At 65.7% G+C, this 22358-nt stretch carries 17 protein-coding genes; 8 read left to right on the top strand and 9 right to left on the bottom strand.

Annotation, left to right across the window (positions count from 1 at the left end):
- Positions 1 to 219: 219 nt before the first annotated feature.
- The 5 genes from GRI89_RS16570 to GRI89_RS18210 all read right to left on the bottom strand — a co-directional run bounded on the left by GRI89_RS16570 (position 220) and on the right by GRI89_RS18210 (position 3626).
- Positions 220 to 927 carry a hypothetical protein gene (locus tag GRI89_RS16570; RefSeq protein WP_159797974.1) on the bottom strand — a complete coding sequence of 236 codons (708 nt, stop codon included), beginning with the start codon at positions 925 to 927 and terminating at the stop codon, positions 220 to 222.
- 127 nt (positions 928 to 1054) lie between these two features.
- Positions 1055 to 2716 (bottom strand): S41 family peptidase, encoded by a 1662-nt coding sequence (locus GRI89_RS16575; protein ID WP_159797976.1) that lies wholly within the window; start codon positions 2714 to 2716, stop codon positions 1055 to 1057.
- Positions 2709 to 2954: a helix-turn-helix domain-containing protein gene (locus GRI89_RS16580; protein ID WP_159797978.1), complete on the bottom strand. Its 246-nt coding sequence runs from the start codon at positions 2952 to 2954 to the stop codon at positions 2709 to 2711. The genes GRI89_RS16575 and GRI89_RS16580 overlap by 8 nt, the downstream gene beginning before the upstream one ends.
- Positions 2954 to 3481: a DUF2975 domain-containing protein gene (locus tag GRI89_RS16585; protein WP_159797980.1), complete on the bottom strand. Its 528-nt coding sequence runs from the start codon at positions 3479 to 3481 to the stop codon at positions 2954 to 2956. Before GRI89_RS16585 ends, GRI89_RS16580 begins: the two co-directional genes overlap by 1 nt.
- A gap of 13 nt (positions 3482 to 3494) precedes the next feature.
- Complete coding sequence (locus GRI89_RS18210) at positions 3495 to 3626, bottom strand: hypothetical protein (RefSeq protein ID WP_268891793.1); 132 nt, start codon at positions 3624 to 3626, stop codon at positions 3495 to 3497.
- 151 nt (positions 3627 to 3777) lie between these two features.
- Between GRI89_RS18210 and GRI89_RS16590 the strand changes: the two genes are divergently transcribed.
- The gene (locus GRI89_RS16590; protein WP_159797982.1) at positions 3778 to 4461 is read left to right on the top strand and encodes a DUF4956 domain-containing protein; all 684 of its coding nucleotides are present in this window, start codon (positions 3778 to 3780) and stop codon (positions 4459 to 4461) included.
- Complete coding sequence (locus GRI89_RS16595; protein ID WP_159797984.1) at positions 4458 to 5276, top strand: SdiA-regulated domain-containing protein; 819 nt, start codon at positions 4458 to 4460, stop codon at positions 5274 to 5276. Before GRI89_RS16590 ends, GRI89_RS16595 begins: the two co-directional genes overlap by 4 nt.
- Positions 5277 to 5286: 10 nt before the next feature.
- On the opposite strand, the gene GRI89_RS16600 is transcribed toward GRI89_RS16595, so the two are convergent.
- Together GRI89_RS16600 and GRI89_RS16605 are read right to left on the bottom strand one after the other, a co-directional pair.
- Positions 5287 to 6315 (bottom strand): CotH family protein, encoded by a 1029-nt coding sequence (locus tag GRI89_RS16600; protein ID WP_159797986.1) that lies wholly within the window; start codon positions 6313 to 6315, stop codon positions 5287 to 5289.
- Positions 6316 to 6341: 26 nt separating this feature from the next.
- Positions 6342 to 7412, bottom strand: a complete 1071-nt coding sequence (locus GRI89_RS16605; protein WP_159797988.1) for a metallophosphoesterase — start codon at positions 7410 to 7412, stop codon at positions 6342 to 6344.
- Between the two features lie 328 nt (positions 7413 to 7740).
- On the opposite strand from GRI89_RS16605, the gene rpoB reads away from it, so the two are divergent.
- The 5 genes from rpoB (at position 7741) to GRI89_RS16630 (ending at position 18645) form a co-directional block, all read left to right on the top strand.
- Positions 7741 to 11922 (top strand): DNA-directed RNA polymerase subunit beta, encoded by a 4182-nt coding sequence (rpoB, locus tag GRI89_RS16610; RefSeq protein WP_159797990.1) that lies wholly within the window; start codon positions 7741 to 7743, stop codon positions 11920 to 11922.
- 65 nt (positions 11923 to 11987) lie between these two features.
- Entirely contained in the window at positions 11988 to 16385 is a 4398-nt protein-coding gene (gene rpoC, locus GRI89_RS16615) for a DNA-directed RNA polymerase subunit beta' (RefSeq protein ID WP_159797992.1), read from the top strand.
- A 149-nt stretch (positions 16386 to 16534) separates the two neighbouring features.
- Complete coding sequence (locus tag GRI89_RS16620) at positions 16535 to 16933, top strand: hypothetical protein (RefSeq protein WP_159797994.1); 399 nt, start codon at positions 16535 to 16537, stop codon at positions 16931 to 16933.
- A 127-nt stretch (positions 16934 to 17060) separates the two neighbouring features.
- Positions 17061 to 18170 (top strand): NADH:flavin oxidoreductase, encoded by a 1110-nt coding sequence (locus tag GRI89_RS16625; protein WP_159797996.1) that lies wholly within the window; start codon positions 17061 to 17063, stop codon positions 18168 to 18170.
- A gap of 19 nt (positions 18171 to 18189) precedes the next feature.
- Complete coding sequence (locus GRI89_RS16630; RefSeq protein ID WP_159797998.1) at positions 18190 to 18645, top strand: hypothetical protein; 456 nt, start codon at positions 18190 to 18192, stop codon at positions 18643 to 18645.
- Between the two features lie 9 nt (positions 18646 to 18654).
- Here the strand turns inward: GRI89_RS16630 and GRI89_RS16635 are convergent, their stop codons facing one another.
- Complete coding sequence (locus GRI89_RS16635) at positions 18655 to 19527, bottom strand: hypothetical protein (protein ID WP_159798000.1); 873 nt, start codon at positions 19525 to 19527, stop codon at positions 18655 to 18657.
- Between the two features lie 41 nt (positions 19528 to 19568).
- Here GRI89_RS16635 and gltX point away from each other — a divergent pair, with 41 nt between their 5' ends.
- On the top strand, positions 19569 to 20897 hold the full coding sequence (gene gltX / locus GRI89_RS16640; RefSeq protein WP_159798002.1) for a glutamate--tRNA ligase: 1329 nt from the start codon (positions 19569 to 19571) through the stop codon (positions 20895 to 20897).
- Here the strand turns inward: gltX and pyk are convergent.
- Entirely contained in the window at positions 20894 to 22351 is a 1458-nt protein-coding gene (gene pyk, locus GRI89_RS16645; protein ID WP_159798004.1) for a pyruvate kinase, read from the bottom strand. The two genes, gltX and pyk, sit on opposite strands and share 4 nt — an antisense overlap.
- Positions 22352 to 22358: the final 7 nt, after the last annotated feature.

The raw sequence follows: 22358 nt of genomic DNA on the forward strand, positions 1-22358 counted from the left end.
GTTCGCCCATGCCGTTCACCGACACGGGCAAAGTCCGTTGATGGGGAAGGAGTGCACGCGTTGAACGTGCCGAGCGGCGGCCGGGGCCACCGCGGAAAATCTCGTTTCCCCGTCTAGGCTGCAAATTAAGCGGGAAACCCGCAGCAACTGTCTCGGACGGATGACCGCCTGAGCGGTCGGAGCGGGCCATTGGCTGTGTTGGCCCCGAAAGTCAAGAACTCACTCGAAGACCGCGCTCAGACCTGCGGCTTCGTTCACCCTTACTCCCGTCCGCAATGCCAATGCGTAAGTCGCCACAGGGAAGATCACGTTGAACGCCACTTCGATCGCTGCCCGGCCGATTGTGCTCGCCAACGAAAACCCGCCCAGAAAAGTCAATGCGGTTCCTGCGGTCAAGCGCCCGCCAAGGAAGCCGACGCCGAATACGAGGATGGTGTTGAGCAGCAGCACAGCGAAGAGCAGGCCGATCGCCCAACCCAAATGGGGCGCGACCAACTTCACCGACCTGACGGGCCCGATGACATTCGACCTTGACGGCGCGGTCATTGCCCAAGGAGCAAGGAAAAACAGAAATTCCGGCAGCAGCCGCAGAGTTGTGCCCGCCATGTTGCCAATCATCGTTGAAACCGTGAGTGATAACCAGATTATGGAAAATGCCGTGACAGCATAGGGGAGGAATGTCCGAACTGAGTTGCGATCAACCCCCAAGGCTGCCCGAAGATCGTGTTCGAGGGCGATGAACCGGACAACCCAATAAGTGAGCGCGACGACGGCAAATGCCGTCATTGCATTGACGATCCGGACCCCGGCCGAATTGTCCCATGGCATCGGTAGCCGCCACATTGCGTACGACGCCAAGCCCGGCAGTGCCGACGTTATGGCCAGCCACCATGCCCGACGAAAGAACGCCCCCGTTTCGTCGAGCATGAAGACCAGAGATTGCCCTAACCGCACCGAAGCTCCTTGTTGTGTGCGCTCTTATCCCAAGAGGCCCCCATGCTGGCAATCCGGCACGCAACAGATCGCTTCGAGCTTGGCCGAAACAGGGAAAGGCTCACTCGTCGTCCGCTGGCGTGCTGCTCCGTTCGGCTATGTCGCGGGCCAGCCGCTCGTCGGGATCGATCGCCAGTGCGGCGGCGGCCCTTGCCGCTAGGGCCGTCTCGCCCATGCTGTCCGCGACGTAGGCGAGGACCAGTTGCGGATCGAGTTCGTCCGGGAAGGCTGTGGCGCCGGCTTGGGCGACGCCGAGCGCTTCGTGCTGTCTGTCGTTGCCGAACAGGTTCAGCGCGGCCTCCGCCAGCCGGGTGCCGAGCTGGGCGTAGCGGTTCTGCGGATCGGCGAGGTAGTCGGCGACCGCCTTGTCCAGCGCAGCGTCTCCGCCGTCGCGGTAGGCCTGCGCCAGCCGCGCGCCAAGGGGGGCGGGCGGGACATAGCTCAAGGCCGCCTCGAGCGCGGGATCGCGGCCGGCGACGTAGTCGGCGAAAGTCATCGGCGCGCTGATGTCGATCCAGGTCCAGGGGTCGTGGTTCTGGCCCGCCTGCCAGTAGTAGATCGAGGTGCGCAGCGAGAGGCCGCTGTTGGGCAGCTTCGTGCGGAAGGAATCGCCATAGCTCGTGGGCTTGGACGAGGCCGGTTCGCCGACGAACCGCGCGCCGGTCAGCCGGTCGAGATCGTCGAGGATGAACTGGCTGGCCGAAAAGGTCCCGCGCCCGGTGAGGACATAGAGTTCGCGCGTCCCGTCGTCGGCGCGGATCAGCTCGCTGACGAGGCCGTTGCGCAGCGAACCGTTCCCGCCTTGGTTGAGCCGCAGGTCGAGCACGATCCGCTTAGCCGGCATCGCCTCGGCGGCTTCGCGGATCTTCCAGCCGAATGCGGCCAACGTCTCGTCGTCGAGATCTGTCACCTGATTGAGCTGCGCATAGACCGCCTCGCGCTCGGGCATCGGAATGAGCCGGTGAAGATCGAGAGGTGCGGCGAGGAAGTTTGGCGGTGCCGGGGTAGTGCGGGCATCGAGCCAGCCCTCGGGGGTGACGAGGCTCACGTCGGTGTCCGGCGGCCACGGCGGATCGATATCGCCGGCGGGCACGGCGACAGTCTGCGTCACTCCGTCCTTCACCACCGTCAGGCTGGCCGAACTCGTGCTGCCCGACAGGCCCAGCGCCTGCAGGATGTCGGGCATGGCAAGGTAGAGCGGCGCCATGAGCTTGCGTCCCATGGCATTGTCCGTCGAGATGAGCGGGTTCACCCGCTCGATCGCCTTTTCAATCGGAACGCCGCCGATCGCGGTCACCCTGCCGCCGAGCAGCGCGCGCTGGTCCGGCCGCACGGCGCGGACGTAGAGGCCGTCGTCGAACAGGTAGAGCTTGAGCGGCAGCGAGGGGAACTTGAACGCCGTGTCCTTGCGCGGCTCGATCCGCGTGTGGCCGTCGCCGATCATCGCCGCGATACGCATCATGCCGACGATGATCTCGTTGCGCCGCGCGGTCGGTATTCGTGCGTCGAGCTCGGCCACCGCGGCATCGAACTGCTGCTCGCTCACCTGGTGGAACAGGTTGGCATGACGGGCTCGCAGGTCCGCTGCCATCGCGACGAGATCCTCGTGCCACTGTGCGGTGGTCAACTGGGGGGCGTCGGCTGGGTCCTGTTGGGCAGGTGCGGGACCGGCCGTGAGCAGCATTGCCGCACAGACGATCCCTGCGACCAGGTTCCTACGCATCGGCCCCGGCGTCGTATCCGAGCAGGTCGCCCGGCTGGCAATCCAGTTCGCGGCAGATCGCCTCCAGCGTGGTGAAGCGGATCGCTTTGGCCTTGCCGGTCTTGAGGATCGACAGGTTGGCCAGCGTCAGCCCGACCCGCTCGGCGAGTTCGGTCAGGGTCATGCGCCGGGCGTGCAGCAGGTCGTCGAGCTTGACCACGATGCGCGTTCCTTCCGCCGCGTCGTCTTCGGCCGGCATCAGACGGTCCCCTCGAGGTCTTCGCGCAGGGCCGTGCCGTACCGGAATACCCGGGCGAGGACGAACAGCACCAGCACCAGCAGAACGCCGCCGCCGGAATCGATGTCGACCTGAAAATCCTCGTCGTCGAAAAATCCCGACAGCCAGTAGCTATAGACTCCCAGCACGACGCCCCAGATGTTGGCGGCCAGCGCAAGCCACGCCATTTGCGACAGGCGCACCGAGTTGGCCGAGGCGAAGGGGTCGCCCTCGCGAATGCTGGCGAGCACGCGCCAGAGCAGGCGCAGGAACTGGAACCCCATGGCCATGAGGATGGCGATTGCCGCCGCCAGGGCCTCCAGGCAAAGGATGGCCTGGGTTGTCGTCAGTCCCTTGGCAACTTCCGCATCGCCGAGCGAGACGTCGATGAACGGCAGGGCGACCATCGCGCACACAAGTCCGATGACGATGAGGGCGCAGATGCCCATCGCGAAGCCGATCACGAAGCGCAGCACCGCGATCAGCGGATCCTTTCCGAGGATAGCCATCGTGTCTCTCCCCTCAGGCGAGCGCCGGTACGGCGATGAGCGATGCCGCGTGGGCGGCAGGGACGGTTACGACCGGAACGATGGTACCGGCGGCAAGGAACAGAGCGGCAATGGCAGCGGCGGCTGTGCGGGTCAGGCGAGACATTTATCGATCTCCACTAAGGGCAATATCGATATTCAATAAGGGAAGTGCGCCATATAGTCAATCGATAATATCGAAAAACGATATCTGCCTGCGTCGCGATTGGCGCGCCCGGGACAATAGGGTATCTGCGAGGACGGTAGGGGAGGCGCAAATGCGGGCTGCCAGGCTGTTCGTCATACTGACGCTCTATTATGCGGCGATCACCGCGCTGGTCTTCGCGCTCGCCGCGTTCATCCCGGGTTTCGCCGACTTCCTGCCGATCGGCGGGGCGGAGAACCTGCTCGCCGGGCCAGCCAGCGACCCCTTCGAATCGATCGAAATCGGCGCCACGCGCGTCGCCAACCTTGCCGGCAGCGTGCTGTGGCTGGTCATCGCGGTGACCGGCGCCCTGCTCACGGCCCTGCCGGTAAGCTGGTCGTACATGGCCAGCCGCAGCCGCAAGGAATTCGACCAGTCGCTGGTCGAGACGATGATCGTCCTGCCGGTGATCGTCACCGCCATCGTCATCCTCGTGCACAATTCGCTGGCGCTGGCCTTCTCGCTCGCCGGGATCGTTGGTGCCGTGCGCTTCCGCAACACGCTCAAGAGCTCGGGCGATGCGCTCTACGTCTTGCTCGCCATCGCCATGGGCCTCGCCGCCGGGGTCGGGGCGATCGAGATCGCGCTCGTGACGACGGTGCTGTTCAACTACCTGTTCGTCGCCCTCTGGCTTACCGACTACGGCGGCGTGAAGGGCGCGCATCGTTTCCTGCGCCGCAACTCCGTCAAGGTGAAACCCGAACCGCCCGAGGCCGGTCTCATCGCACCGCCTGCCGCGCAGGCCCCGCGGGAATGATCCGCCTACCGGTTGCCGCGCCTCTCCTCGCAGTGCTTGCCTGCTGCGGAGCCGCGCCCGAGGGGAACGTCAGCTTCGCGCTCGGCAACGAATTGCAGGAGGTCTCGGGACTGGCCGTGGCCGGACCAAACAGCGTGTTCGCGCACGACGACGAATACGCCATCGTTTACGAAATTGACCTTGAGGATGGGCACGTCCGGCGCACCTTCGCCCTCGGCGATCCGACGATCGAGGGCGATTTCGAAGGCATCGCCTATTCCGGTGGTGATGTGTTCCTCATTTCCAGCGACGGACTGATCTACGCTGCCCGACCGGGCAAGAGCGGCCAGCGCGTGCCCTATACCGTCTACGACAGCGGTGTCGGCGCCCGGTGCGAGATCGAAGGGCTGACCAACGCCCCGGAAGCTGGGCACCTGCTGATCCTGTGCAAGCGGCTGCGCAAGGACGAGGGCAAGCCGCGCCTTGAAATCTACACCTGGCGCATCGGCGACGAGCAGGCCGCGCAGGAGCCCTGGCTGTCGCGGCCGCTCAGGGATTTGCTCAAGAGGAAGGAGCGCGCGGAATTCGCCCCGTCAGGCTTCGAATGGGATGAATCCAACAGCCGGCTCTTCGTCGTCTCGGGCCGCAATCGCCTGCTGCTGCAGATCGACCGCAACGGCAACCTGCTGGCCAAGGACACGCTCGACCACCAGCGCCACCCGCAGACCGAAGGCATCGCTGTGATACGGGGCTGCCGGCTGCTGCTGGCCGACGAGGGATCGCGCACCCGCAAGGCGACGCTGGCGCAGTACCCTTGTCCCCCTCGCGGCGGCTGAAGATCGCCCCTTAGCGGCAATCCTTGAGCAGCTTCTTCTCCACGAGGTCGGGAGTGGCGACATCGTCGAAGAAGTCGGCGATGAAACCGATCAGGTGGTCGCGATCGTCTGCCTCGATCTGGGTAATGCCGCGAATTTCCGCTTCCAGCGCGGGCCGCGCGGCGATGAATTCGCGCGCCGCCTGCCGGGCGGTCTCGTTGTCGCGGCACAGTCCGCGGTAATGGCGCTCGCGCACCGACCTGACACCGATGCTTTCCGGCGGCAAGGCGTATGGGGCGTTCACGAAGCCCGAAAAGTCGAAGTCGTAGGGTACCGGAATGAGTGCGGATCGCGATTCCTTCGTTTCTCCGACGAGCTTGGAGTTGTGGCAGCAGTCGGTCCCTTCCGGGCCCTGCGCGGTATCGAAATCGAGATCGCTGATCATGTAGCGGAACATCGCGACCCGCGAGGCATCGGCGCTGTCGAGCGCGGCGTAGGAGACACCCGGTACCTCCAGCTCTTTGCCGCCCATGCGCTCGGCGGCATCGTCGATGTCCTCGATGAAGAAGCCCCAGTGCTCCGACACATCCTTGCCGGCGTCGAGATAGCGGACGCGCAGGAGGCGGACGCGCAGGCTTTCGCTCGTCAGGCGGTTGTACAGCCGATAGGCGGCGTATTCGCGCAGCGCGTAGCGTTCGAAGTCTCCCCTCTCGCGGCAATGCGTGACCAGCTTGAGGGTCTTCTGCCCGGCGAACGGCGAGGTCTCAGTCGGCTTGCCGGTCAGTTGCACCCGCAGCGGCGGGAACGAACAGCTGGTCGGCTGCCTTCGCGACAGTCCGCGCGCGGCGAGCGTGATCGGGATCGTCTCGCCGTCAATCGTCAGTGTCGCCGGGTAGGGGTCGGTCGATCGCGCGGCGCTGCGCGAAATCTTGCGGATCGGGCCGTCGATGGTGATCGTCAGCGGCGCGTCCTGCGCAAACAGCGGCTTTGGCTCGTCATCGGCCAGCGCGGGTGCGGCGAAAGTTGTCGCCATGGCGCCGAGCAAAAGTGCAAGCTTCATCGCAATCCCCTCTGTCTCCTTGCGGCCTAGTCGGGTGACGGCAGCGCCATGCTCTCCCACTTGCCCTCGGCCGTCTTGCGCCACGCCAGCGCCTTGCCGCCGGTGATCTCGAGGTAGCTGCGCGGACCGCCGTAGACCGACGAAATGCCCGTATCGACGCGGACCAGTCGCCCGCCGTTGCTGGCCTCGATGCCGTTGAGGTCGGGCGTGTGCGCCACGACCAGCCGCTTCGCGCCATATGCGGCGAGGACCTGCGCAAGCTCGTCCTCGATAGACGGTGGCTCGACCTCGTCCTTGCGCTCGGTCTCGTCCTCGCCGGCGCGCGAGACGTTGCCGCGATACCAGAGCGGACCATGCGGATCGGTGAGGATCGAAGGTTCCTCGCCCGTGTCCGACGCCAGCGCCGCGCGGACCTGCTTGTTGATCTCGGCGATCGGACGGACCGAATATTCCACGCTGAGACCGCCGTGGACGAACAGTGTCCCGTCGATCTCGGCGACGGCGGGGTGCGACATGACCCACATGCCGATCTCGCCCTTGGGCGCCCAGGCGAGGCGGTGCTCGATCTTGCCGAGCGGGTAGGTGCCTTCCCACAGCCTCTTGATCGCGGGGATCGAGCCGTCCGGCACCTGCTCCTTGTATGAGGCGATGATCGAGGCGCTGTTGCGGTCGAAAAGCCTGTCGCGCCGCGCCTTCGACTTGCCGTCGGCGAAGGCGGCGTACTCGCCCGCCGAGACGTAGCGCAGGTCGCCGGTCACGTTCATCGCCTCGTGGTTGCCGACCAGCAGGATCGTCTTGCCGCCGGCCCTGGGCGCGGCCTTTTCGAGCTTTTGCAGGAAGCGGATGATCTTGAGCGAATCCGCACCCCGGTCGGGCACGTCGCCGAGCTGGACGAAGGTGGTCTTTCCGCCGGTCCAGCGCCCCCCTGCGTCTGCCACGCCCGCCGCCTCGACGATATCGAGAAAGGCGGCAAAGTCGCCGTGCAAATCGCCGACGGCGACGATCCGCGGGGCCGCTGGGCCCGCCTCGCCGGAAGCCGCGGGGCCGAGGACGCAAAGCGCCAGCACCGCCAGCATCCAGCGCGCCATTTTCGCCATGCCTTTCCCTCTTCCGGATCGTTCGGCACTGCTGTTACCACGCCTGCCTGACGAGGGGAATTTCACCGCGTTCGGGTGTTGACCGCGAAGGGCCGCATTCCTATATGGCGCTCAGCCGATCGCTTCGAGCAAGGCGCACCTAACGCGGGGGTGTGTTTCAGGAAGGAAGCCCGGCTCCCGTGAGACTCGATACGAGGCTGCAGTCCGGCCACCGGTAAGGTGCGCCCTAGCTGCGGCCCTTTTGCGTCTCCCGGCACCTACCGCTCCGAGCGAATTTCAATAGCCGGCGCGAGTTGCCGGCGCGAAGCGAAGAGGCAAGTCCCACCCCATGGCGACCAAGACCAAGGCCCCGAGCAAGGCCGGCAGCAAGAGCAAGCGCATCCGCAAGATCTTCGGCAACATCCACGAAGTGGTGCAAATGCCGAACCTGATCGAGGTGCAGCGCGAGAGCTACGAACAGTTCCTGCGTTCCGACCGCAGCACCGGCTACGTTTCGGGTCTCGAGAAGACCCTGCGCTCGGTCTTCCCGATCCGCGACTTCGCCGGCACCGCCGAGCTCGACTTCGTGCACTACGAACTCGAAGACCCGAAGTACGACACCACCGAATGCCGCCAGCGCGGCATCACCTATGCGGCGCCGATGAAGGTCACGCTGCGCCTGATCGTGTTCGAGGTCGACACCGAGACCGAAACCCGCTCCGTGCTCGATATCAAGGAGCAGGACGTCTACATGGGCGATATGCCGCTCATGACCGAGAACGGCACCTTCATCATCAACGGCACCGAACGCGTCATCGTCTCGCAGATGCACCGTTCGCCCGGCGTGCTGTTCGACCATGACCGCGGCAAGACCCATTCCTCGGGCAAGTTCCTCTTCGCTGCCCGCGTGATCCCGTACCGCGGTTCGTGGCTCGATTTCGAATTCGACGCCAAGGACATCGTCAACGTTCGCATCGACCGCAAGCGCAAGCTGCCGGTCACCTCGCTGCTCTATGCCCTCGGCCTCGACGGCGAGCAGATCCTGCACCGCTTCTACAACACCATCACCTGGAAGCGGACCACCGGCAAGAAGGGCGAGGGCTGGGAAATCCCGTTCGTCGCCGAACAGTGGCGCGGCGCCAAGCCGAGCTTCGCGCTGGTCGACGCCAAGACCGGCGAGGAAGTGTTCCCCGCCAACCAGAAGGTCTCGCCGCGTGCAGCCAACAAGGCCGAGAAGGACGGGCTCAAGACCCTGCTCATCCCGACCGAGGAAATCTTCGGCCGCTACGCCGCCGACGACCTGATCGACGAGAGCACCGGCCGCATCTACATCGAAGCGGGCGACGAAGTCTCGCCGGAGAACCTCGAGAAGCTCGACAAGGCCGGCATCGACCAGCTCGACCTGCTCGACATCGACCACGTCAACACCGGTCCGTGGATTCGCAACACCCTGCAGGTCGACAAGGCCGAGAACCGCGACGAAGGCCTCGAGGCGATCTACAAGGTCATGCGCCCGGGCGAACCGCCGACCAAGGAAACCGCCGAAGCGTTGTTCGAAGGCCTGTTCTTCGACGGTGAGCGCTACGACCTCTCCGCCGTCGGCCGCGTCAAGCTCAACATGCGCCTCGGCCTCGACGCCGAAGACACCGTGACCACGCTGCGCAAGGAAGACATCCTCGCGGTGGTCAAGGAACTGGTCGACCTGAAGGACGGCAAGGGCGAGGTCGACGACATCGACAACCTCGGCAACCGCCGCGTCCGCTCGGTCGGCGAGCTGCTCGAGAACCAGTACCGCGTCGGCCTGCTGCGCATGGAGCGCGCGGTGAAGGAGCGGATGAGCTCGGTCGACGTCTCGACCGTGATGCCCAACGACCTGATCAACGCCAAGCCCGCGGTCGCCGCGGTGCGCGAGTTCTTCGGGTCGAGCCAGCTGTCGCAGTTCATGGACCAGACCAACCCGCTCTCGGAAGTCACCCACAAGCGCCGCGTTTCGGCGCTCGGCCCGGGCGGTCTCACCCGTGAGCGTGCCGGCTTCGAAGTCCGCGACGTCCACCCGACGCACTACGGCCGCATCTGTCCGATCGAAACGCCGGAAGGCCCGAACATCGGCCTGATCAACTCGCTGTCGACCTTCGCCCGCGTCAACAAGTACGGCTTCATCGAAACCCCGTACCGCACCGTCGTCGACGGCAAGGTGAAGGGTGAGGTGACCTACCTCTCGGCGATGGAAGAGCAGAAGCACACCGTCGCCCAGGCCTCGGCCGAACTCAACAAGGACGGCAGCTTCGAGGAAGAGCTCGTCTCGGCCCGCCAGAACGGCGAGTTCGTGATGAGCCAGCGCGAGCACGTGACGCTGATGGACGTTTCGCCCAAGCAGCTCGTCTCGGTCGCCGCCTCGCTGATCCCGTTCCTCGAGAACGACGACGCCAACCGCGCTCTGATGGGCTCGAACATGCAGCGCCAGGCGGTGCCGCTGGTGAAGGCCGAAGCGCCGTTCGTCGGCACCGGCATGGAAGAGACCGTGGCGCGCGATTCGGGCGCCGCGATCGGCGCGATGCGCTCGGGCGTGGTCGACCAGGTCGACGCCACCCGCATCGTGATCCGCGCCTCGGGCGAGGTCGACACGACCAACCCCGGCGTGGACATCTACACGCTGCAGAAGTTCCAGCGCTCGAACCAGAACACCTGCATCAACCAGCGCCCGCTGGTGAAGGTCGGTGACGTGGTCGAGGCCGGCGACATCATCGCCGACGGTCCTTCGACCGACCTCGGCGAACTGGCGCTGGGCCGCAACAGCCTCGTCGCGTTCATGCCGTGGAACGGCTACAACTACGAGGACTCGATCCTGATCTCCGAACGCATCGTGAAGGACGACGTGTTCACCTCGATCCACATCGAGGAATTCGAGGTCATGGCCCGCGACACCAAGCTGGGTCCGGAAGACATCACCCGCGACATCCCGAACGTCGGCGAGGAAGCCCTGCGCAACCTCGACGAGGCGGGCATCGTCTATATCGGCGCCGAAGTGCATCCGGGCGATATCCTGGTCGGCAAGATCACGCCCAAGGGCGAAAGCCCGATGACGCCGGAAGAGAAGCTGCTGCGCGCCATCTTCGGCGAAAAGGCCAGCGACGTGCGCGACACCTCGCTCCGCCTGCCGCCGGGCGTGGCCGGCACGATCGTCGAGGTCCGTGTCTTCAACCGCCACGGCATCGAGATCGACGACCGTACCCGCGCCATCCAGAACGAGGAAATCGAACGCCTCAAGAAGGACAGCGAGGACGAACGCAACATTCTCAACCGCGCGACCTACAACCGCCTTGCCGAGATGCTCGACGGCCAGACCGCTTCGGCGGCGCCGAAGGGCATCAAGAAGGGCACCAAGATCGATGCGGCCCTGCTCGACACCGTCGACAAGTACGAATGGTTCAAGTTCGCGGTCGCCGAAGACAAGATGCAGGCCCAGCTCGAAGCGGTGAAGGGCCAGTACGACGACGCCGTCAAAGCGATCGAGGAGAAGTTCGAAGACCGCAAGGAGAAGCTCGAACGCGGTGACGAACTTGCCCCGGGCGTGCTCAAGATGGTCAAGGTCTTCGTTGCAGTTAAGCGCAAGCTGCAGCCGGGCGACAAGATGGCCGGCCGTCACGGCAACAAGGGCGTCATCAGCCGCATCCTGCCGGCCGAGGACATGCCGTTCATGGAAGACGGCACCCCGGTCGACATCGTGCTCAACCCGCTGGGCGTGCCTTCGCGCATGAACGTCGGGCAGATCTTCGAGACCCACCTCGGCCTCGCCGCGCGCGGCCTTGGCCAGCAGGTCACTGCCGAGCTCGAGAAGTGGCGCGAAGCCAATCCGGACCCGGTGGCCTCGAAGCCGCCGAGCGCGCTGGTCGACAAGCTCGTCGATATCTACGGCGAGAACTACGCCGACGAGATCAAGGGCCGCTCGACCGACGAGATCGTCGAACTGGCGGAGAACCTGAAGAACGGCGTGCCGATGGGCACCCCGGTGTTCGACGGCGCCAAGGAAGCCGACGTCACCGCGATGCTCGAGAAGGCCGGGTTCGACAGCTCGGGCCAGGTCACGCTCTACGACGGCCGCACCGGCGACGCCTTCGACCGCAAGGTCACCGTGGGCTACATCTACATGCTCAAGCTGCACCACCTAGTCGACGACAAGATCCACGCCCGTTCGATCGGTCCGTACTCGCTCGTCACCCAGCAGCCGCTGGGCGGCAAGGCGCAGTTCGGCGGCCAGCGCTTCGGCGAAATGGAGGTCTGGGCGCTCCAGGCCTACGGTGCCGCCTACACGCTGCAGGAAATGCTCACCGTGAAGTCCGACGACGTGGTCGGCCGGACCAAGGTTTACGAAGCGATCGTCAAGGGTGACGACACCTTCGAGGCCGGCATCCCGGAGAGCTTCAACGTGCTCGTGAAGGAAATGCGCAGCCTCGGCCTGAACGTCGAACTCTCCAGCCTCGGGGAAGACGAGGACGAAGACGACGATCCGGCGCTGATGGCGGCGGAGTGACGGAGGGCGCCTCGGCACTCTCCCCATCCGCCCTATGAATTTCACCCCGTACGGGAACTGAAAAAATGAACGAACTGAGCAAATTCACCAACCAGCTGGCCAAGCCGGAAACCTTCGACCAGATCCAGATCGGGATCGCCTCCCCGGAGCGCATCCGGTCGTGGTCGTTCGGCGAGATCAAGAAGCCGGAAACGATCAACTACCGCACGTTCAAGCCCGAGCGTGACGGCCTGTTCTGCGCCCGCATCTTCGGTCCGGTGAAGGACTACGAGTGCCTGTGCGGCAAGTACAAGCGCATGAAGTACAAGGGCGTCGTCTGCGAAAAGTGCGGCGTCGAGGTCACCGTGACCAAGGTCCGCCGCGAGCGCATGGGCCACATCGAACTGGCCGCGCCGGTCGCGCACATCTGGTTCCTGAAGTCGCTGCCCTCGCGCATCGGCCTGCTGCTCGACATGCAGCTCAAGCAGCTCGAGCGCGTGCTCTACTTCGAGAGCTACATCGTCACCGAGCCGGGCCTGACCCCGATGGAGAAATTCCAGCTCCTGACCGAGGACGAGCTGCTCGACGCGCAGGACGAGTATGGCGAGGACGCTTTCACCGCCGGGATCGGCGCCGAGGCGGTCAAGATCATGCTCATGGACCTCGACCTCGAGGCCGAGCGTGACGCGCTGATGGAAGAGCTGGCGACGACCAAGTCGGCGCTCAAGCCGAAGAAGATCATCAAGCGCCTCAAGGTGGTCGAAAGCTTCATCGATTCGGGCAACCGCCCGGAATGGATGATCCTCGACGTCGTGCCGGTCATTCCGCCGGAACTGCGCCCGCTCGTCCCGCTCGACGGCGGCCGCTTCGCGACCTCGGACCTCAACGACCTCTACCGCCGCGTCATCAACCGTAACAACCGCCTCAAGCGCCTGATGGAGCTGCGCGCGCCGGACATCATCGTCCGCAACGAAAAGCGCATGCTGCAGGAAGCGGTCGATGCGCTGTTCGACAACGGCCGCCGCGGCCGCGTCATCACCGGCGCCAACAAGCGTCCGCTCAAGTCGCTGTCCGACATGCTCAAGGGCAAGCAGGGCCGCTTCCGCCAGAACCTGCTCGGCAAGCGCGTCGACTACTCGGGCCGCTCGGTCATCGTGACCGGTCCGGAGCTCAAGCTGCACCAGTGCGGCCTGCCCAAGAAGATGGCGCTCGAGCTGTTCAAGCCGTTCATCTACGCCCGGCTCGACGCCAAGGGTCTCTCGATGACCCTGAAGCAGGCCAAGAAGTGGGTCGAGAAGGAGCGCAAGGAAGTCTGGGACATCCTCGACGAAGTCATTCGCGAGCACCCGGTCCTCCTCAACCGCGCGCCGACGCTCCACCGCCTCGGCATCCAGGCCTTCGAGCCGGTACTGATCGAGGGCAAGGCGATCCAGCTTCACCCGCTGGTCTGCTCGGCCTTCAACGCCGACTTCGACGGTGACCAGATGGCGGTTCACGTGCCGCTGTCGCTGGAAGCCCAGCTCGAAGCGCGCGTGCTGATGATGAGCACCAACAACATCCTCTCGCCGGCCAACGGCAAGCCGATCATCGTGCCCTCGCAGGACATGGTGCTGGGCCTCTACTACCTCTCGATGGACCGCGAAGGCGAGCCGGGCGAGGGCAAGGTCCTGGCCGACATCAAGGAAGTCCACCAGGCGCTGCAGGTCGGCGCGGTGACGCTGCACTCCAAGATCACCACCCGCGTCCCGCAGACGGGCGAGGACGGCAAGGAGTACATGGCGCGCGTCGACACGACGCCGGGCCGCATGCTGATCGGCGAATGCCTTCCGAAGAGCCACACGGTGCCGTTCTCGGTCATCAACAAGCTCCTCACCAAGAAGGACATCGGCGACGTCATCGACCAGGTCTATCGCCACACCGGCCAGAAGGACACGGTGCTGTTCGCCGACGCGATCATGGCGCTGGGCTTCCGTCACGCCTGCCGTGCCGGCATCAGCTTCGGCAAGGATGACATGATCATCCCGGACTCCAAGAACGACATGATCGAGGAGACCAAGAAGCTCGTCGCCGACTACGAACAGCAGTACCAGGACGGCTTCATCACCCAGCAGGAAAAGTACAACAAGGTGATCGACGCCTGGAGCCGTTGCGGCGACCAGGTGGCGAACGCCATGATGGACGAGATCCGCGCGACGCCGAAGGACGACGACGGGCGCGAGGCACCGGTCAACTCGATCTACATGATGAGCCACTCCGGTGCGCGTGGTTCGCCGGCGCAGATGAAGCAGCTTGCCGGCATGCGCGGCCTCATGGCCAAGCCGTCGGGCGAGATCATCGAGACCCCGATCATCTCGAACTTCAAGGAAGGCCTGACCGTCCTTGAATACTTCAACTCGACCCACGGCGCCCGCAAGGGCCTCGCGGACACCGCGCTCAAGACTGCTTCGTCGGGTTACCTGACCCGCCGTCTCGTCGACGTGTCGCAGGACTGCGTAATCGTCGAGGAGGACTGCAAGACCAAGAACGCCATGGAGATGCGCGCCATCATCCAGGGCGGCTCGGTCATTGCCAGCCTCGGCGAGCGCGTCCTCGGCCGTACCTCGGCCGAGGACATCGTAGATGCCAAGACCGGCGAAGTGCTAGTCAAGGCCGGCACGCTGATCGACGAAGCGATGGTCAAGGTCATCGAGGAAGCCGAAGTGCAGTCGGCCAAGATCCGTTCGCCGCTGGTCTGCGAAGCGGAACAGGGCGTCTGCGCGAGCTGCTACGGCCGCGACCTCGCTCGCGGTACGCCGGTCAACATCGGCGAGGCTGTCGGCGTCATCGCCGCGCAGTCGATCGGCGAGCCCGGCACCCAGCTGACGATGCGGACCTTCCACATCGGCGGCGCGGCGCAGCTCAACGAAACGAGCCACCTCGAAGCGATCTCGGACGGCAAGATCGAATATCGCGACATGCCGACCATTGTCGACAAGAAGAACCGCATCCTCTCGCTCGCCCGCAACGGCGAGATGGCGATCATCGACGCCGAGGGCCGTGAGCGCGCGATCCACCGCGTGCCCTACGGTACCGTGCTGATGTTCAAGGACGGCGGCAAGGTGAAGGAAGGCGACCGGCTGGCGGAATGGGATCCGTTCACCCTGCCGATCATCACCGAGCAGTCGGGCGTGGTCCGCTACCAGGACCTGGCCGACGGCAAGACGATGGAAGAGCGCGTCGACGAAGCCACCGGCATCGCCCAGCGCGTGGTCACCGAGTACCGCGCCGCCGGTCGTTCCAAGAAGGAAGACCTGCGTCCGCGCCTGACCCTGCTCGGCGAGGCCGATGCAGCGGGCAAGGGCAAGACCAAGAAGTCGGATGAGACCGAGGCGGCGCGCTACATGCTCGCCCCGGGCACCATCCTCTCGGTCGAGGACGGCCAGGAGGTCGAAGCCGGCGACATTCTCGCCCGTGCTTCGCGCGAGGCGGCCAAGACCCGCGACATCACCGGCGGTCTGCCGCGGGTGGCGGAGCTGTTCGAAGCGCGCATGCCGAAGGACAACGCGATCATCGCCAAGATCAGCGGCCGGATCGAATTCGTCCGCGACTACAAGGCCAAGCGCAAGATCGCGATCATCCCGGAAGAGGGCGATCCGGTCGAGTACCTGGTCCCGAAGACCAAGGTGATCGACGTCCAGGAAGGCGACTTCGTGAAGAAGGGCGACACCCTGATCTCGGGCTCGCCGAACCCGCACGACATCCTCGAGGTTCTGGGGATCGAGGCGCTCGCCGAGTACCTCGTGAACGAGATCCAGGAAGTCTACCGGCTCCAGGGCGTGAAGATCAACGACAAGCACATCGAGACGATCGTTCGCCAGATGCTGCAGAAGGTCGAGATCACCGACGGTGGCGACACTGTGCTGCTGCCGGGCGAACAGGTCGACCTGGAAGAGATGAACGAGGCCAACGCCAAGCTGGCCAAGGGCAAGAAGCCCGCCGAAGGCAAGCCGATCCTGCTCGGCATCACCAAGGCGAGCCTGCAGACCCGCAGCTTCATCTCCGCCGCTTCGTTCCAGGAAACCACCCGCGTGCTGACGCAGGCGGCGGTCGAAGGAAAGAAGGACACGCTGATCGGCCTCAAGGAGAACGTGATCGTCGGCCGTCTCATCCCTGCCGGTACCGGCGCGGGCATGAACCGGATGCGCGTCACCGCCTCCAGCCGCGACGCCGCGCTGCGCGCTTCGTGGAAGAAGGCGCAGGAAGCGCTGATCGCCGCCAACTCGGCCGAGGAAGAGCGCAAGGCCGAAGCCATGCGTGATCCTGCTGACGACCTCGGCGACGATCCCCTGGCAGCGGTCGAGGGCGAGACCCACGGCACCGATGCCGACGCCGGCGATTACCTGGAGCAGGCCGATCCGGTGCCCAGCGAAGAGGCCATGAAGGCCGCGATGGGTGGCGGTGAGCCCGCTGCGAGCGACGAAGACGAGGGTGAAGACGAAGAGTAATCTTCGCCTGCCTCGGGAAAGAACAAGACCCCGCCGGAGCGATCCGGCGGGGTTTTTCTTTGCCCCGAGCGAGGGTCGGGACGCTGTGGCTGGCAAAGTTCCCGTTCGGCGCTAGGATTGCCGCACGGGGACTCAGGGGAGATACTGTCATGAAACAGATTGCATACGCATTCGCCGCCGCGGCGCTCGTCGCGATCGCGTCCGTCGCCCTGGCGCCGCAAGTGGCCGTCGCCGCCGAACCGGCCGCCGACATCAGCGGAACCTGGACCACGAAGTTCGACAGCCAGGTCGGCGAGCAGACCTATACCTACACCTTCAAGGTCGAGGGCGGGGTGCTGACCGGGCATGCCAAGTCCAACCTTGGCGAAGGTGACATCAAGGGCACCGTCGATGGCGACAAGGTCACCTTCGTCGAGAACCTGAATTACCAGGGCCAGCCGCTCGCCATCACCTACACCGGGCAGATCGTCTCGGCCGACGAGATCAGCTTCAAGCGCGACGTTGCCGGGCAGGGCGGAGAGTCGTTCACGGCCAAGCGCCAGGGCTGACACCGCGATACCAGGACATGGCCCCGCCGGCGCGATCCGGCGGGGTTTTTCTTTACCCCCGACAAGGCCCCTTGAGCAGGACTGCACCGCACCCCATCGTGGGTGGCGAAACGAAACGGAGTTCCCGATGACCGATACCAGCGTCCTGTTCCAGCCGTTCGCGAGCGCCAAGCTGTCGCTGCCCAACCGCATCGTGATGGCGCCGATGACGCGCAACATGGCGCCCGAGGGCGTTCCGGGGCAGCCGAACGCCGAATACTACGCCCGCCGAGCCGCGCACGGCGTCGGTCTGATCGTCTCGGAAGGCACGGTGGTCAGGCGGCCCGCTTCGCGCAACCTGCCGCATATCCCCTACTTCCATTCCGAAGCGCCGCTGGGCGGATGGAAAGGCGTCATCGACGCGGTCCATGCCGCCGGCGGCAAGATGGGCCCGCAGATCTGGCACACCGGGGGCACGACGGCCGACCCCTCGTTCGAACGCGGCGCGCTCGATACGCCCTCGGGCATCAACAAGCCAGGCGAGAGCGTGGGCGAACCGATGAGCGAGGAGGCGATTGCCGACACGATCGAGGCCTTCGCCGCCGCCGCCGGGGACGCGGCCGATCTCGGGTTCGACACGGTCGAGATCCACGGCGCGCATGGCTACCTGATCGACCAGTTCTTCTGGCCGGGGACGAACCTGCGCAATGACAAGTGGGGCGGGGCGACGATCGCCGAGCGCAGCCGCTTCGCCGCCGAGATCGTGCGCGAGATGCGTGCGCGGGTCGGCGCGCAGTATCCGCTGATCCTGCGCGTCAGCCAGTGGAAGCAGCAGGATTACGACACGCGTCTCGCCGCCACGCCTCAGGAGATGGAGCAATGGCTCGGCCCGCTGGTTTCCGCCGGGGTCGACATCCTCCATTGTTCGCAGCGCCGTTTCTGGGAGCCCGAGTTCCCCGAGATCGACGGCGAGGGCGGGCTCAACTTCGCCGGCTGGGCGAAAAAGCTCACCGGCGCGCCGACGATCAGCGTCGGCTCGGTCGGGCTGTCGAGCGAATTCCTCGGCTCGTTCCGCGGCAAGGGTGCCGAGCGCGAGGGACTCGATGGTCTCGTCGAGCGGATGGAACGCGGCGAGTTCGACCTCATCGCGGTCGGCCGGGCGCTGCTCTCCGACCCGCTGTGGGTCGAAAAGGTCCGCGACGGCCGCGAGGACGAACTGGCCGATTTCGACCCGGCATCGATGAAGGAACTGGTCTGACGCGCCATCCTGGCGCATCATGGCCGCCATGCACCGGCTGCTTCCACTTCTCGCCGCCCTGGCCCTGACCGCGTGTGACGGCGGCGCTCCGCCGCCCGAACCCGCGCCGAGTACCGCCGCGCCGGCCCCGGCCCCGGCCCCGCTCGACTCGCTCGTCGGCGAATACCGCGTGGCCGGGATCGACGGGCAACCGCTCGATGCGGCTTACGGGATTGCGCTGAGCATCACCGACGAGCGCATCGACTTTCCCAACTGCCGCCAGATCGGCTGGAGCTACACCTTCGAGGACGGCAAGGTTTCGACCGAGCGCTCGCCGCCGGGCGGCCTCGACGCCAAGCCCTGCGACGAGCCGCTGCCGGTCTACGTCGTGCAGATGATCAGCGCGATCGACTCCGCCAAGAAGGCCGAACGCACGCCCGAGAACGGCATCGACCTCAAGGGCGGGCTGCGCAGCGTAACGCTGTTTTCGCAATAGCCGCGGCGGCTAGCCCAGGTATCCGTCCGCTTCGCTTCTCTTGGACTGATATTCCCTCCAGTCGTCGATCGCCTCGCGATAGTCCGGCGAGGCGCAGGCCTGCGTTTCCACCGGCGAAAGCGCGGACGCTTCGTCCAGGCAGCGCCGGGCGGCTTGCATCGGCGGAATGAGGTTCGTGGGCTCCGACGCGGGATTGGCTTCCGCGATCAGGCGGGTCAGGCCATCGACCAGCTTGTTCACCGCTTCGAGCTCGTCTTTGTCAGCCATTGAGGCTGAGCTTGGCCCGATGGCGTGCAACAGGTCGGCAGCTTCCTCGAAGCGCCCCAACTCGCGCAGCGCGTTCGCCGCCCGCAGGTTGTAGTAGTACCATTCTTCGCCATCCTCCCGGGGGACCTGCGCGGCGGCGGTAACGAAGAGGGCCTGGTACCGCGCCTTGCGGACCGGGTCGTCGTCGCTCTCCCAGCTGGCCACCAGCAGCGTATTCGCCAACTGCGTAGGTGGCTTGTCCATTTGGCGGAACAGCCACCAGAGCCGAAAGTACGAGGTTTCGGTCTTGCGCAGCGCCTGGAATTCGGAGCTCTCGACCAGCTTTGTGAGTTTGGCCAGTTCCTCCGGCGTGAACTCCTCCTGGTAGATTGGAAAGCCGTTCCCGGGACATTCGACGAGGGGATAAATCGGCAACGTGCCGTAAGAACGACCGTCGGGCCGCTGGCCGAACGTGGTGTAGCTTCCGATCACGTTGTCCGTGAAGGTCTCGCCGCCGACCGGGCAGGTGAACTTTTGTGGAAACATGGTGGTCGCCGAAGCCGGATCCGAAAGCAGGGCCACGGCAAGGGCTGCGGCAAGACAACCGCTGCGAACGGGACCGGAGGTTTCAATCAATAGCTTTCTCCCCGCCGCATTCTTGTCTAGCTGACCCGGCCATGTCCATCGTTACCCGCTTTGCCCCTTCGCCCACCGGGCGGCTCCATGTCGGAAACATCCGCACCGCGCTGCACAACTGGATGCTGGCGCGGCAGGCGGGCGGACACTTCCTGCTGCGCATCGACGACACCGATACCGAGCGCAGCCGCGAGGAATACGTCGACGCGATCCGCGCCGACCTCGCCTGGCTCGGGCTCGATCCCGATGGCGAGGAGCGGCAGTCGCAGCGGCTGGCGCACTACGAAACGGCGTTCGCGAGGCTGCGCGAAGCGGGCCGGGTCTATCCCTGTTACGAGACGCAGCAGGAACTCGAACTCAGGCGCAAGGTCCTTCTCGGACGCGGACTGCCGCCGATCTACGACCGTGCAGCATTGCAGCTGAGCGATGCCGAACGTGCAGCAAAAGAGGCCGCCGGAGAGCAGCCGCACTGGCGCTTCAAGCTCGACCACGGCGAGGCGATCGAATGGCTCGACGGCATCCGCGGTCCGCAGCATTTCGACCCGGCACAACTGTCGGACCCGGTGGTGCGCCGCCACGACGGATCGTGGCTCTACATGCTGCCGAGCGCGGTCGACGACATCGCCATGGGCGTCACCGACGTGCTGCGCGGTGAGGACCATGTTTCCAACACTGCGCTGCAAATTCAGATGTTTACTGCGCTCGATGCTGCACCTCCGCGCTTCGCCCACGAAGCGCTGCTGACCGGCAGCGAGGGCAAGCTTTCGAAGCGCCTCGGCTCGCTTGGCTGCGATGCGTTCCGCGATAAAGGCATCGAGCCAGAGGCCATCGTCGCACTGCTCGCACGCATCGGGACTTCGCTCCCGGTCGAGCCGATTCTGCAGCGAGAGGTGCTGGTCGAGAGCTTCGACCTCGGCACCTTCGGCCGCGCCCCGGCGCGCTTCGACGATGCCGAGCTGGAACGCCTCAATGCTGCGGTCGTCCACCAGTTCGACTTCGACCATGTTGCAGCAAGGCTGCCTGCCGGGATGAGCCGCGAGGGCTGGGAGGCGATCCGCCCGAACCTCTCGCATGTCGGCGAAGCAGCCGACTGGTGGGAGGTCGTGACCGGGCCGGTCGAGGTGCCGGACATGCCTGCCGAGGACCGCGCCTACCTCGCCGATGCTGCAGCCATGCTGCAGTGGAGCGACGACCCGTGGCATGGCCTGACCGGCGCGCTCAAGGAAGCGACGGGCCGCAAGGGCAAGTCTCTCTTCCTGCCGCTGCGGCTCGCTTTGACGGGCCGTGCGTCCGGCCCTGACATGGCCGCTTTGCTACCGCTTATTGGCGAAGCCGAAGCGCGTGCGCGGCTGGAAGCCGCCGCGGGTTAATCGCCCTGGTGCTTCTCGAGTTCGTCGCCCGAGATGGTGACGACGTGGAGCAGGTTGGTCGCGCCGGGCACGCCGAACGGCACGCCGGCCATCACCACCGCCTTCGACCCTGCCGCGCCGAAGCCGTGGCGCAGGGCCATGCGCTTGCCCTTGGCGATCATCTCTTCGAAGCTGCCGATGTCCTTGGTGGCAACGGGGTGCGCCCCCCATAGGAGGGCGACGCGCCGCGCGGTCGCGACCGAAGGCGTCAGCACCATGACCGGCACCGCCGGCCGCTCGCGCGCCACGCGCCGCGCGCTCGACCCGCTCGCGGTGAAAACGATGATAGTGTTGATGGCGACGGTGTCGGCGATGGTCAGGCAGGCGTGGCTCAGCGCGTCGGCGGTTGTCGCGTCCGACGGCGTGTCGAGCAGGTGGACGCGTTCCCGGTAGGACTCGTCCTGCTCGACCTGCTTGGCGATCGAGTCCATCATCAGCACCGCTTCTTCGGGCCAGTTCCCGGCGGCGGTTTCGGCCGAGAGCATGACCGCGTCGGCCCCGTCGTAGACCGCGTTGGCGACGTCGGAGACTTCGGCGCGGGTCGGGGCGGGGCTTTCGATCATCGATTCGAGCATCTGCGTCGCCACGATCACCGGCTTGCCGGTGAGGCGCGTCTTGTTGACGATCTTCTTCTGCAGCGGCGGGACCTCTTCGGGATTTAGCTCCACGCCCAGGTCGCCGCGCGCGACCATCACGCCGTCGGACAGGGCAATGATCTCGTCGAGCCGCTTGACCGCCTGCGGCTTCTCGATCTTGGCGCAGAGCGCGCCGTATCCGCCCATCAACCGCCGCGCCTCGGCGAGGTCTTCGGGGCGCTGCACGAAGCTGAGGCCGATCCAGTCGGCACCCTCGCGGATGGCGAAGGCGAGGTCCTTGCGGTCCTTCTCGGTCAGCGCGGGGATCGGCACTTCGGCGTCGGGCACGTTGACGCCCTTGCGGTCGGAGATCACACCGCCGACTTCGGCCTTGCAGACGATCTCGTCGGCCGATGCGGAGGTCACCCTCAGGCGAATCTTGCCGTCGTTGATAAGCAGGCGCTGGCCGACTTCGATGACCGCGAAGATCTCCGGATGCGGCAGGCAGGCGCGCGTCGCATCGCCTGGCTCGTCCTTGCGGTCGAGCGTGAAGGTCGCACCGTGCGCGATGCGCGCTTCGCCGTCCTTGAAAGTGCCGACGCGCAGCTTCGGTCCCTGCAGGTCGCAGAGGATGGCGATCGGGCGGCCCGTTTCCTTTTCCAGCGCGCGGACGGTGCGGATCGTCTCCGCATGGGTCGCGTGGTCGCCGTGGCTCAGGTTGACGCGGAAGGCGTCGGCCCCGGCGCGCAGCAGCCGCCGGAGCATCTCCGGATCGCGCGAAGCAGGGCCGAGGGTGGCGAGAATCTTGACCTTGCGGCCGCGCGGTTCGAGCTTTGTCATCGGCAAG

The organism is Croceibacterium salegens, from assembly GCF_009827435.1.
Taxonomy (GTDB): Bacteria; Pseudomonadota; Alphaproteobacteria; order Sphingomonadales; family Sphingomonadaceae; genus Croceibacterium_B; species Croceibacterium_B salegens.

Coding starts and splice junctions, on each gene's coding strand:
- GRI89_RS16570 (WP_159797974.1), bottom strand. CDS start 927: ATGCTCGACGAAACGGGGGCGTTCTTTCGTCGGGCATGGTGGCTGGCC.
- GRI89_RS16575 (WP_159797976.1), bottom strand. CDS start 2,716: ATGCGTAGGAACCTGGTCGCAGGGATCGTCTGTGCGGCAATGCTGCTC.
- GRI89_RS16580 (WP_159797978.1), bottom strand. CDS start 2,954: ATGCCGGCCGAAGACGACGCGGCGGAAGGAACGCGCATCGTGGTCAAG.
- GRI89_RS16585 (WP_159797980.1), bottom strand. CDS start 3,481: ATGGCTATCCTCGGAAAGGATCCGCTGATCGCGGTGCTGCGCTTCGTG.
- GRI89_RS18210 (WP_268891793.1), bottom strand. CDS start 3,626: ATGTCTCGCCTGACCCGCACAGCCGCCGCTGCCATTGCCGCTCTGTTC.
- GRI89_RS16590 (WP_159797982.1), top strand. CDS start 3,778: ATGCGGGCTGCCAGGCTGTTCGTCATACTGACGCTCTATTATGCGGCG.
- GRI89_RS16595 (WP_159797984.1), top strand. CDS start 4,458: ATGATCCGCCTACCGGTTGCCGCGCCTCTCCTCGCAGTGCTTGCCTGC.
- GRI89_RS16600 (WP_159797986.1), bottom strand. CDS start 6,315: ATGAAGCTTGCACTTTTGCTCGGCGCCATGGCGACAACTTTCGCCGCA.
- GRI89_RS16605 (WP_159797988.1), bottom strand. CDS start 7,412: ATGGCGAAAATGGCGCGCTGGATGCTGGCGGTGCTGGCGCTTTGCGTC.
- rpoB (WP_159797990.1), top strand. CDS start 7,741: ATGGCGACCAAGACCAAGGCCCCGAGCAAGGCCGGCAGCAAGAGCAAG.
- rpoC (WP_159797992.1), top strand. CDS start 11,988: ATGAACGAACTGAGCAAATTCACCAACCAGCTGGCCAAGCCGGAAACC.
- GRI89_RS16620 (WP_159797994.1), top strand. CDS start 16,535: ATGAAACAGATTGCATACGCATTCGCCGCCGCGGCGCTCGTCGCGATC.
- GRI89_RS16625 (WP_159797996.1), top strand. CDS start 17,061: ATGACCGATACCAGCGTCCTGTTCCAGCCGTTCGCGAGCGCCAAGCTG.
- GRI89_RS16630 (WP_159797998.1), top strand. CDS start 18,190: ATGGCCGCCATGCACCGGCTGCTTCCACTTCTCGCCGCCCTGGCCCTG.
- gltX (WP_159798002.1), top strand. CDS start 19,569: ATGTCCATCGTTACCCGCTTTGCCCCTTCGCCCACCGGGCGGCTCCAT.
- pyk (WP_159798004.1), bottom strand. CDS start 22,351: ATGACAAAGCTCGAACCGCGCGGCCGCAAGGTCAAGATTCTCGCCACC.